At 60.8% G+C, this 11,151-nt stretch carries 8 protein-coding genes; 6 read left to right on the top strand and 2 right to left on the bottom strand.

Going from position 1 to position 11,151, the window contains the following annotated elements; translation table 11 throughout:
- The first annotated feature begins 91 nt into the window (after positions 1-91).
- Positions 92-1,519, top strand: a complete 1,428-nt coding sequence (gene rmuC, locus AAAB16_RS10475; RefSeq protein ID WP_340663272.1) for a DNA recombination protein RmuC — start codon at positions 92-94, stop codon at positions 1,517-1,519.
- A gap of 88 nt (positions 1,520-1,607) precedes the next feature.
- Here rmuC and AAAB16_RS10470 read toward each other — a convergent pair whose 3' ends face one another.
- Complete coding sequence (locus AAAB16_RS10470) at positions 1,608-2,555, bottom strand: alpha/beta fold hydrolase (protein ID WP_340663271.1); 948 nt, start codon at positions 2,553-2,555, stop codon at positions 1,608-1,610.
- A 235-nt stretch (positions 2,556-2,790) separates the two neighbouring features.
- Positions 2,791-6,276, bottom strand: coding sequence for a PAS domain-containing hybrid sensor histidine kinase/response regulator (locus AAAB16_RS10465; protein ID WP_340663270.1), 3,486 nt, complete (start codon positions 6,274-6,276; stop codon positions 2,791-2,793).
- Positions 6,277-6,446: 170 nt separating this feature from the next.
- Here AAAB16_RS10465 and AAAB16_RS10460 point away from each other — a divergent pair, with 170 nt between their 5' ends.
- The 5 genes from AAAB16_RS10460 (at position 6,447) to AAAB16_RS10440 (ending at position 11,069) form a co-directional block, all read left to right on the top strand.
- On the top strand, positions 6,447-7,016 hold the full coding sequence (locus AAAB16_RS10460; protein ID WP_340663269.1) for a GNAT family protein: 570 nt from the start codon (positions 6,447-6,449) through the stop codon (positions 7,014-7,016).
- 3 nt (positions 7,017-7,019) lie between these two features.
- On the top strand, positions 7,020-7,874 hold the full coding sequence (locus AAAB16_RS10455) for an AraC family transcriptional regulator (protein WP_340663268.1): 855 nt from the start codon (positions 7,020-7,022) through the stop codon (positions 7,872-7,874).
- 29 nt (positions 7,875-7,903) lie between these two features.
- Positions 7,904-8,617 carry an AzlC family ABC transporter permease gene (locus AAAB16_RS10450; protein WP_340663267.1) on the top strand — a complete coding sequence of 238 codons (714 nt, stop codon included), beginning with the start codon at positions 7,904-7,906 and terminating at the stop codon, positions 8,615-8,617.
- Complete coding sequence (locus AAAB16_RS10445) at positions 8,617-8,946, top strand: AzlD domain-containing protein (RefSeq protein ID WP_340663266.1); 330 nt, start codon at positions 8,617-8,619, stop codon at positions 8,944-8,946. The genes AAAB16_RS10450 and AAAB16_RS10445 overlap by 1 nt, the downstream gene beginning before the upstream one ends.
- A 248-nt stretch (positions 8,947-9,194) precedes the next feature.
- Positions 9,195-11,069 carry an MFS transporter gene (locus tag AAAB16_RS10440; protein WP_340663265.1) on the top strand — a complete coding sequence of 625 codons (1,875 nt, stop codon included), beginning with the start codon at positions 9,195-9,197 and terminating at the stop codon, positions 11,067-11,069.
- Positions 11,070-11,151 lie beyond the last annotated feature (82 nt).

Genomic DNA, 11,151 nt, shown 5'->3' with positions numbered 1-11,151 from the left:
TGGTTATACTGCCCGCCATTCTTGCGCGGAGCCTTTCATGCCTATCGATGTGCCCTCCCTGTTAATTGGACTGGCGGTCGCTGCGCTGCCCATGCTGGCGCTGCTCTGGCAGATGCAGCGGCGTGTCGCCCAGGCCCAGGCGCAGAGCGCATTACTTGATGAGCGCCTGAGTCATGCCCAGTTAGCTCAGGACGGTCTCGCTGCACAGCTGGATGGCTACCGTAGCGACATTGCCGAGCTGATCGAAACCAAAGCCGAACAGCAGGCCGAGCTGGCCGCCCTGCGTCGCGAAACCGACCTGCTGCAAAGCGAGCGCAGCCGCGCCCGGGAGGCCGCGCAAGAGTGGCGCAGCGAGCGCGAACAGAAAGAAGCTGAGCTGCGTCAGCTCACCGCCGAGCGTGCCAGCCTTAGCGCCGAATTGCGCGAGCAACACGACAACCATCAGCAACGCCTAAGCGACCTACAGGGCTCGCGCGATGAACTGCGCGCCCAGTTTGCCGAGCTGGCCGGGAAGATTTTTGACGAGCGCGAGCAACGCTTTGCCGAGACCAGCCAACAGCGCCTTGGCCAACTGTTGGACCCGTTAAAAGAGCGCATCCAGTCCTTTGAAAAACGTGTGGAAGAAAGTTACCAGCAGGAAGCCCGTGAGCGCTTTTCCCTGAGTAAAGAGTTGGAGCGTTTGCAAGCACTCAACCAGCGCTTGGGTGACGAAGCCACCAACCTTACTCGTGCCTTGCAAGGGCAGAAAACCCAGGGCAACTGGGGCGAGCTGGTGCTGGAACGGGTGCTGGAGCATGCCGGCTTGGCCAAGGGCCGCGAGTACCAAACCCAAGTCAGTTTGAAAGGTCAGGACGGTGAACGCTTCCAGCCCGATGTCGTCATTCAATTGCCGGGCGAGCGCCAAGTGGTGGTGGACGCCAAGGTTAGCCTTACCGCCTACCAACAGTATGTGGTGGCCGATAGCGACACGGCCCGCCAGCAAGCCCTTAAAGCCCATGTGCTGTCGTTGCGCAGTCACCTCAAGGGCTTGTCACTGAAGGATTATCAGCGTCTTGAAGGGCTGCACAGCCTGGATTTCGTGCTGCTTTTTGTCCCCATCGAAGCCGCCTTCGCGGCGGCTTTGCAGGCCGACCCTGGGCTGTTTCAGGAAGCGTTTGAGCAGAACATTGTCATCGTCAGCCCGACCACCTTGCTGGCAACGTTGCGGGTGGTTGATAGCCTCTGGCGCCAGGAACGGCAAAGCCAGAATGCGCGGGAAATCGCCGAACGCGCCGGGGCGCTGTACGACAAATTTGTCGCCTTTATCGTCGACCTGGACGAAGTCGGCAGCCGCCTGCAGCAGCTCGACAAAGCCTACGCAGCAGCGCGCAACAAGCTCGCTGACGGCCGCGGCAATATCATTAGCCGGGTGGAAAATCTCAAGTTGCTTGGCGCGCGGGCGAGCAAAAGTTTGCCCACCGAATTGCTCGAACGAGCAGCGGGCTTGCCGCATTTTGATGAGCTGTCAGACGAAAACTAAGCGCTCCCGCTCGTAGGGTGTGCTGTGCGCACCAAGCGGTCTCTCCGGGGGCGCCATGGTACGCACAGCGGACGCGGAGCGGCATACCCTACAGATTTTGATGCTGCACCTGCGCCTTCTGCAGTGCCGCGCAGTTCTCACCGCCTTCATGCAGCGCCACAAACTCACGTACCCACTGCGCCAACTGCGACGGCTCTGCCAGCAATTGCCAATGCCCAGCCGCCACCTCGCGGCGCCATAGCTTGGGCGCCCAGCGCTGCAAGTCGTCGAACAGGTGCGCTTTAACAAAACGGTCGCGGGTCAGCACGACCAACTGCACCGGCACCTGGGTGTGCCGCTGGCGCGGGGTCAGCAGGCTGCGGATAAAGTTGGCGCGGTAGAGCTTTACGCCGTGCTGACCGTCGTCACTCTGGGTACTGCTAATGCGCACCGGGCGAATGCCTTCCACCTGACGCAAAAAGCGCGGCCACAGTTTGGCCATGCCGTGACGCCAGGCCAGCTGCGGAATAAACGGCAGGTGAAAAAAGGCGATGTACCACGAGCTGAGCAATTGCCCGAACACCTGGCGCAAGGGCCGTTTGCTGCTCATCCAATAACCGACATGATCAAGGCACGGCCCGGAAAGGCTGGTGTACGACGCCAGGTGTTTTTGCAGGCGCGGTTCGGTCACGCCCTCCCAGCTTTGGATCGAGCCCCAGTCATGGGCAACTAGGTGCACCGGCTGGTTGGGGCTGTGGGCGAGGATTACGGCCTGCAGATCATCGGCCAGCAAGGGCAAGCGATAGTCGCGCCGGTGTTGCGGTTTATCCGAAGCGCCGGCGCCGCGCACGTCGTAGGCAATGATCTGGTAATCGGCCGCCAACTGATTAACCAGCGGCAGCCAGATTTCATGGTTGTCGGGATAGCCATGTACCAATAGCAGTGTTGGACCGCTCGGATTTCCCCAGCGATAGGTGGCCAGGTTTACCCCGCCGCTTTGCACCATCGACTGTTCGGCGGCAGGGGTGGGAGTAACGAGGTGTACGGCAACGTTCATGGCGGCGCTCCGATCGGGCAGGGCGCCAGTATTGAAGGAGCGTGCGGAGCAAGGCCAGTGGGCGGCGGCGCATCACGGCAGATTCCCACCCAAGGTTAGGGGTGGAGCAGATTGTTACGCTTGGGGCGAAATTCTGGATTCCCGCCTACGCGGGAATGACGGTGATAGAGACGGAAACTGGCGTCGTCCCCGCGCAGGCGGGGACCCGGAATCTACTTCAAACCACGGTTTTGCCTCAGCGCAGCGGCAAATGGCGACTCAACAACGCCCGCAACGCCGCCGGCTTAACCGGCTTGGGCAAAAACTCCAAACCAGCCGCATGCACCTGCGCAATAAGTTCGGGTCGCCCATCTGCGCTGATTACCACCCCCGGTACCGGCTCACCCAAACGCGTGCGCAGCCAGGCCATCAGCTCGGTGCCGGTTTCGCCTTCGTCGAGGTGATAGTCCACCAACACCAGTTGCGGGTGCACATCTTCGGCCAGCAGGTGTTCGCATTCCAGGCGGTTGCGCGCGGTCCACACTTGGCAGCCCCAACGCGAGAGCAGGCTGTGCATGCCGACCAAAATGCTGTCTTCGTTATCGATGCACAGCACCTGCGCGCCACTGAGGTGATGGCCGTTGGCGTCGCTGCCATTGGTGTTAGTTAGCGAGGGCGAGGGCGCTTTGGCTAGCGGTACCGTCACGCTGAATACACTGCCTTTACCTGGCCAGGAACGCACTTCCAGCTTGTGGCCAAGCACACGGCACAGGCCATCGGCGATGGCTAAGCCCAGACCCAGGCCTTTTTCTGCGCGGGTCTGGTGGCTGTCCAGGCGTTTGAATTCTTCAAAAATCACCGCGCGTTTGGCCTCGGGACTACCCGGGCCGCGGTCCCACACGTCCAGGCGCAGCCCTTCGCTGCAACGGCGTACGCCAAGCAGTACATGGCCGCTGGCGTAACGAAAGGCGTTGGTCAGGAAGTTTTGCAGCACGCGGCGCAGCAGTTTGATATCGCTGTCCACGCGCAATTGGCTACCGCGCAGGCTGAAGGTCACGCCTTGCTCCTGGGCTTGAGCTTTGAACTCGGCGCCGAGGGTGTCGAACAGCGCATTCAGTTCAAAGGCGTGACGGTCCGGGGTGATACGACCGTTTTCCAGGCGCGAGATATCCAGCAAGTCGCTGATCAGGTCTTCGGCCGAACGCAGCGAGCTGTCGAGGTGGCGAATCAGTTGCTGGGCTTCGGCTGGCAAGGCTTCAGGCTGGTGGGCGAGGGCGGCGGAGAACAGCCGCGCGGCGTTTAGCGGCTGCATCAGGTCGTGGCTGACGGCAGCGAGAAAACGGGTTTTCGATTGGTTGGCGCTTTCCGCCACGCCCTTGGCTTCGCTGAGCGCCAGGTTCAGTTGCGACAGCTCATGGGTGCGCGCGGTAACCCGTTGCTCCAGACCCTCGTTGGCTTCTTTCAAACCCTGCTCGGCCTGTCGGAACGCGGTGATGTCGGTAAAGCTCATCACAAACCCGCCGCCCGGCATCGGGTTGCCGATCAGCTCAATCACCCGGCCATTGGGGAACAGGCGCTCGGACGTGTGCGCGCGCCCTTGGCGCATCCAGTACAGCCGGCGCTCAACGTGGGCATCCGGCTCACCGGGCCCGCACAAACCGCGCTCGGCGTTATGGCGAATGATGTCGGCAATCGGCCGGCCAACGCTGATCAGGCCTTCGGGGTAGTCAAACAGTTCCAGGTAGCGGTGGTTCCACGCCACCAGGCGCAGCGACGGGTCGACCACGCTGATGCCCTGGGTAATGTTTTCAATCGCGCCTTGCAGCAGGGTGCGGTTGAACTGCAGCACCTCGGAGGCTTCGTCGACGATGCGCACCACATCCTCAACCTGCATATCGCGGCCTTCGATGGCGGCTTTAACTACGGCGCGGGTGGACGAGGCGCCGAGTACGCCAGCCAGCAAGCGTTCGGTGTGGGCGATCCAGTCGCCGTTGGCGGGTTGGTCGGGGTTGAAGCTTTTGCCTTGGCGATAGGCAAAGCGGACAAAACTCTGCTGCGCGCGCTCTTCACCGACAAAGCGGCTGGCCAGGGTCAGTAGGTCATCCACTTGCACCGCCAGTTGGCTACGGCTGCTGGGTTTGCTCACCAGGTCTTGGCTGATAAAGCGCCCGGCCTGCCAGTGCTCGGCGACACGGGTGCGGGAAAAGTACGAGACCCAGACAAACAGCGTGCAGTTGCTCGCCAACGACAGCACCACACCACGGGTAAGCGGGTCGACCTGCATGCCGATGGATTGATAGAGCAAAAATTCCAGCCCGGGAAATTTCGCCAGCGACCAGCCCAAACTGTGCGCCACCACCGGCAATACCAGGGTGTAAAGCCACACCAGGCAACCGGCCGCCAGACCCGCGAATACGCCACGGCGGTTGGCCTGCTTCCACAGCAGCGCGCCGAACATGGCCGGGGCCAATTGGGTGATGGCGGCAAACGAGATCTGGCCAATGGTGGCCAAGCTGGCGTTAGAACCCAGCAGGCGGTAGCAGACGTAGGCCAGCAGCAGAATGACCACAATGCTGACCCGGCGCACCGAGAGCATCCAGTGGCGGAATACCTCAAAAGGCCGCTCGGCACTTTTACGCCGCAGCAGCCAAGGCAGCAGCATGTCGTTAGAGACCATGGTCGACAGCGCTACGGCCTCGACAATCACCATGCCGGTCGCCGCCGAAGCGCCGCCAATAAACGCCAACATGGCCAGCGCCGGGTGGGCATGGGCCAGCGGCAAACTGATGACAAAGGAGTCCGGAATTACCCCGGCTGGCAGCAGCATTTTGCCCGCTAGGGCGATGGGAATGACAAACAACGCCGCCAGGGCCAAGTAACCGGGAAACACCCAACGCGCCAGGCGGGTATTTTTCGGTTCGATGTTTTCCACAACGGTGACGTGGAACTGCCGGGGCAGACAAACGATGGCCATCATCGCCACGCCGGTTTGCACGATCAGCGACGGCCAGTTAATGGTCTCGGCCCAGAAGCCTTCCAGTTGTGGCGCGGCGGCGGCTTTGTCGAGCAAATCGCCAAAGCCGTTGAAAACGCCCCAGGTCACATAGGCACCGACTGCCAGAAACGCCAGCAACTTCACCAGCGATTCAAAGGCGATGGCCAATACCATGCCGCGGTGGTGCTCGGTAGCATCCAAGTTTCGCGTGCCGAACAAAATCGAGAACAGCGCCAGCACCAGGGACACCACCAAGGCGGTGTCTTGCGAGCGGGTGCCGGTGGTGTCTTGCACATGGCCGGTGCCCATCAGCATGTTGACGCCAAGCACGATGCCTTTGAGTTGCAGGGCGATATAGGGCAGCACGCCCACCAGGCAGATAAGCGCGACTACCACCGCCAGCAACTGCGATTTGCCGTAGCGGGCGGCGATAAAGTCAGCGATGGAGGTGATGTTTTCCTGCTTGCTGATCATCACCATCTTCTGCAACACCCAGGGGGCGAACAGCATCAGCAGAATAGGGCCGAGGTAGATCGGCAAAAACGACCAGAGTTGCCCAGCGGCCTGACCCACGCCGCCAAAGAAGGTCCAGCTGGTGCAGTACACCGCCAGCGACAGGCTATACACCCAGGCCTGCACTTTCGGCGGCATGGGCGTGCGGCGGCGGTCACCGTAAAAGGCGATGGCGAACATAATGGCCATGTAGCACAGGGCGACCGCGGCGATCAGCCCGCTAGACAACGACATCGCAACTCCGGAAAAAACAGCTGGGTTTATTTAAGGTAAAAGGCGCCGCTGGGTGGAACGTCAAGGCGCGGGTCAGTGTCGCATCAAAGTGTTATTCAGTCAGGCGCGACTAAGGTCGCAGGCAGCTTTTGGCGCCTTGCGCGCTTAGCTTCGCTCATAGGAATGCAGTCATGTTCAAACCCCAACTTATCACCCTGCAGCGCGGCGCCTTGCGTCTGGAGCCTTTGCTCGATGCTGACATTCCCGCGCTGGTTACCTTGGCCGAGGCCAACCGCGAACAGTTGATTTATATGAGTGGTCCGTTGCGGCTGGACTGGTATCGCAGTGCCCTTAGCCAACAGCGCGAGGACCGGGCGTTACCGTTGGTGGTGCGTCTAGGTGAGCAACTGGTGGGCACCACACGGTTTTTTGATTTCCACCCGGAATTGCCGTCCTGCGAAATCGGCGGCACGTGGCTGGATGCCAGCCAGCATGGCACCGGCCTGAACCGCATGATCAAGTACCTTATGCTGCGCCATGCGTTTGAAAGCTGGCGTATGGTCCGCGTGCAACTGCGTACGGCAGCCAGCAACCTGCGCTCGCAGGCCGCTATTGAAGCGCTCGGCGCCGTGCGTGAAGGGCTGCTGCGCAACCATCGCCGCTTGGCCGATGGGCGTCTGGATGACAGCGTGCTATATAGCATCACCGACCGCGAATGGCCGGCGATCAAACAACAACTGGAGGCGCGTTTCAGCGGGTAGGTGATGGCAGCGGCGGGTGAGCAGACACGGTTTTGGCAGGCACCCGACCTTGGCGGCGTAGAGCTGCTGCATGCCCACTACATCGAACAACGCTTTGCCCCCCATGTGCATGAAGGCTACGTGTTCACCGTGATTGAACACGGCGCCCAACGCTTTAACCATCGTGGCGCCGAGCACTTGGCCCCGGTGGGCAGCATGGTGTTGATCAACCCCGACGAACTCCATACCGGTTCCAAGGCCCACGAAGAGGGCTGGCTGTACCGCGCTTTCTACCCGGAAATCAACCAGGTCAATTCAGTGTTCGAAGAGCTGGAATTGGCCCTCGAAGGCTTGCCGTCGTTTGCCACCAGCGTGCTCCATGACCCGCAATTGGCCGCGCTGTTCAGCGGCGTGCACCGCTTGCTGGGCGATGCTCCTGGTTCGGCATTAGAGCGGCAAACGGCCTGGCGCGAGGCGATTCTGTTGTTGTTTCAGCGCTACGGTAAAGTGCGCACCGCCGCCGAAGCGGGACGCGAACCGCAAGCCGTTTCCCGCGCCAAAGAATTGCTCAGTTCGCAGCTGGCCGACCCGCCTTCGCTAGAAGAGCTGGCCGCCAGCGTTAACCTCTCACCATTTCATTTTGCCCGGGTATTTCGCCGTGCCACCGGCCTGCCGCCCCATGCTTGGGTTAAGCAGCGGCGCATTGAACAGGCGCGCGCGTTGCTCAAAGCCGGCTGCGCACCGCTTAGCGTGGCGATGCAATTGGGCTTCGCCGATCAGAGCCATCTCACCCGCCAGTTCAAACAAGCCTATGGCGTGGGGCCGGGTGAATACCGCCAGGCGTGCGCAAGATCGTTCAAGACTGTGGGCGAGGTCTGACCTAGGCTGTCGGGTCAGGAGGAGCTCCAATGACCCGCTCGCAGTTGTTTGTTTATGGTTTGCGCGACAGCGTGCCGATGATCGTCGGCATTGCCCCCTTTGGCGTTATTTACGGCACCTTGGCCAGCGTGGCTGGCCTTAGCCTGTGGCAGGCCTTGGGCATGTCGCTGCTGGTGTACGCCGGCTCGGCGCAGTTTATTGCCATCAGTTTGCTGAGCGCCGGCACTGGCGCGGCGGTAATCCTGTTTACCACCCTGATCGTCAACCTGCGCCATGTGCTCTACAGCGCCTCGTTGCAACCCTATATCGCCCATTTGCCGCAAGCCTGGCGCGTGCCGCTGGCCTTTGGCTTGACCGACGAAACCTTTGCTGTGGTGCAGCGCCGTTACCTGGCCCATGGTGCGGGTAACCATGGCCAGTGGTACCACGCCGGTGTCGCGGTGGCGCTGTACCTGTGCTGGATCAGTTCGTCGTTACTGGGGGTGTTGTTTGGTCAGGCCATGCCAAGCCTGGCCGGCTGGGGGTTGGACTTCGCCATGTTGGCGACCTTTATCGGCATTGTTGTACCGCTGCTGCGTAATTTTCCCCAGGTTGCCGCTGCGGTTGTCGCGGGCGCAGTGGCCGTGGTGTGCCATGGCTTGCCGTACAAATTGGGCCTGCTGGCGGCGGCCATGGCGGGGATTGTGGTGGGCGTGGTGCTGGAGCGTCGAGCGCGGCCTGTGCTGGCCGGGGAGGGCGTGTAATGCAGACCTGGTTGCTGATTGTTGGCATGGCCTTGATCACCTTTGCCGTGCGCTACAGCTTGTTCGCCTGGCCCAACCTGCGCTTCCCGCCGCTGGTGCTGCAAGGCTTGCACTACGTACCTACCGCCGTGCTCACCGCCATTGTTGTGCCTGGCATGTTGCTGCCCGATGGTGAACACCTGGCCCTGCGTCTGGATAACGCTTACCTGTTGGCCGGCATTGGCGCCATTGTGATTGCGGCCGTTACCCGGCACCTGCTCGCCACCATTGGCGGGGGCTTTGTGTTGTTCTTCTTGCTGCGTTGGGCGTTTGGGCAGTTGCCGATTTAGCGCGATGGATCGCTTGGTGCGCACAGCACACGGTCCTGCGTTGGATTGCGGATCCATGTACGAGGGCTGTGCTGCGCGCACCAGTGACGTGCCCATTTGCAGGCGCAGCGCACGGCAAGTACGGACACTGCGGCAAAGATATTTTCCATTTCTTCGCACAAAATCCGCTTCCCCCTGTGGCTTTGTGCCACGCACTTGCAGTCCAATGCAGGACGGCCAAAGTAGCCTCATACAGGTACACAGGGATCATGACCACACACTCGCAGTTTGCCTTGCTCGGTAAAAAACGCTTTCTGCCTTTCTTCGTTACGCAATTGCTCGGCGCTTTCAACGACAACATCTTCAAGCAGTCGCTGATTCTGGCCATCCTCTTCAAGCTCACTATCTCTGGCGACCGTACGGTGCTGGTGAATCTGTGTGCGCTGCTGTTTATTTTGCCGTTCTTTCTGTTCTCGGCCCTGGGTGGCCAGTTCGGTGAGAAGTTCGATAAGCACAAGCTGATCCGCGCCATCAAGCTGGCGGAAATTCTGATTATGGCGGTGGGCGCAGCGGGCTTTCTGCTGAACAACCTGACGCTGATGTTTATCGCCCTGTTTGGTATGGGCACGCACTCGGCGCTGTTTGGCCCGGTGAAGTATTCGATTCTTCCGGCAGCCTTGCAGGAAGATGAGTTGGTCGGCGGAAATGCCTTGGTGGAAATGGGCACGTTTCTGGCGATTCTGGCTGGCACCATTGGCGCCGGCGTGATGATGTCCGAGCTGACCTATGCGCCATTGGTGGCGACCGCAATCGTGGCCATTGCCACGGCCGGTTATCTCACCAGCCGCGGGATTCCGCCGGCAGCGGCCGCGCTGCCAAGCTTGAAGCTGGACTGGAATATCTTCCGCCAATCCTGGGCCATTTTGCGCATGGGCCTGGGCCAGCGCCCGGCGGTGTCGCGCTCGATTGTGGGTAACTCGTGGTTCTGGTTTCTCGGTGCCATCTACCTGACGCAAATTCCGGCCTATGCCAAAGAGTGGCTATACGGCGACGAGACGGTGGTGACCCTGATTCTGACCGTATTCTCGGTGGGCATCGCTTTGGGTTCGATGCTGTGCGAGCGTTTGTCCGGGCGCAAAGTGGAGATCGGTCTGGTGCCGTTTGGCTCCATCGGCCTGACCGTATTTGGCATTTTGCTCTGGTGGCATTCGGGCAACTTCCCACAGACCGCTGAGGCGCATAGCTGGACTCAGGTATTGAGCTACGGCCAGGCCTGGTGGGTGTTGGGCGACATTCTCGGCATCGGTGTTTTTGGTGGTTTCTATATCGTGCCGCTGTATGCGCTGATTCAGTCGCGCACCGCCGAGAACGAGCGGGCGCGGGTGATTGCCGCGAACAACATTCTCAATGCGCTGTTTATGGTGGTGTCGGCGATTGCCTCGATTCTGTTCCTCACCGTCGCCAAGCTGACCATCCCGCAGCTGTTCCTGGTGGTGTCGCTGATGAACATCGCGGTGAACAGCTACATCTTCAAAATCGTTCCCGAATTCACCATGCGTTTTATGATCTGGCTGCTCAGCCATTCCATGTACCGCGTGGAGCATCGCGAGCTTGAACAGATCCCGGACGAAGGCGCGGCGGTGCTGGTGTGTAACCACGTGTCGTTTGTTGATGCGCTGTTGATTGGTGGCGCGGTGCGCCGGCCGATTCGCTTCGTGATGTACTACAAAATCTACAACCTGCCGGTACTCAACTTTATCTTCCGCACCGCCGGCACCGTGCCGATTGCCGGGCGTAGTGAGGACCTGTTGATTTACGACCAGGCGTTCAAAAAGATTGGCGACTACCTGAAAGCCGGCGAGCTGGTGCTGATCTTCCCCGAAGGCAAACTGACCACCGATGGCGAGATCAACGAGTTTAAAGCGGGGGTTACCAAGATCCTTGAAGAGAACCCGGTGCCGGTAATTCCCCTGGCCTTGCAGGGCTTGTGGGGCAGCTTCTTTAGCAAAGACCCGAGCAAAGGGTTGTTCCGTCGCCTGTGGTCACGCATCACCTTGGTGGCCGGTAAGCCGCTGGCGCCGGAAGTGGCAACGCCGGCCGTGTTGCAGGCGCAGGTGGCCGAGTTGCGTGGGGCGGTAAAGTAAGGCGTCACACCGTCATCCCCGCGCAGGCGGGGACCCAGGTACGCAAACTCGATTCTGGGTCCCCGCCTGCGCGGGGACGACG

The sequence above is a fragment of the Pseudomonas sp. genome (assembly GCF_037994325.1).
In the GTDB taxonomy this organism is placed as follows: Bacteria; Pseudomonadota; Gammaproteobacteria; order Pseudomonadales; family Pseudomonadaceae; genus Aquipseudomonas.
The sequence above is the reverse complement of the archived record's forward strand: the minus strand, read 5'-3'. Positions and strand labels throughout refer to the sequence as shown.

Excerpts from the sequence above, each read along its gene's own strand:
- rmuC (WP_340663272.1), top strand. The coding sequence starts at position 92 with ATGCTGGCGCTGCTCTGGCAGATGCAGCGGCGTGTCGCCCAGGCCCAG.
- AAAB16_RS10470 (WP_340663271.1), bottom strand. The coding sequence starts at position 2,555 with ATGAACGTTGCCGTACACCTCGTTACTCCCACCCCTGCCGCCGAACAG.
- AAAB16_RS10465 (WP_340663270.1), bottom strand. The coding sequence starts at position 6,276 with ATGTCGTTGTCTAGCGGGCTGATCGCCGCGGTCGCCCTGTGCTACATG.
- AAAB16_RS10460 (WP_340663269.1), top strand. The coding sequence starts at position 6,447 with ATGTTCAAACCCCAACTTATCACCCTGCAGCGCGGCGCCTTGCGTCTG.
- AAAB16_RS10455 (WP_340663268.1), top strand. The coding sequence starts at position 7,020 with ATGGCAGCGGCGGGTGAGCAGACACGGTTTTGGCAGGCACCCGACCTT.
- AAAB16_RS10450 (WP_340663267.1), top strand. The coding sequence starts at position 7,904 with ATGACCCGCTCGCAGTTGTTTGTTTATGGTTTGCGCGACAGCGTGCCG.
- AAAB16_RS10445 (WP_340663266.1), top strand. The coding sequence starts at position 8,617 with ATGCAGACCTGGTTGCTGATTGTTGGCATGGCCTTGATCACCTTTGCC.
- AAAB16_RS10440 (WP_340663265.1), top strand. The coding sequence starts at position 9,195 with ATGACCACACACTCGCAGTTTGCCTTGCTCGGTAAAAAACGCTTTCTG.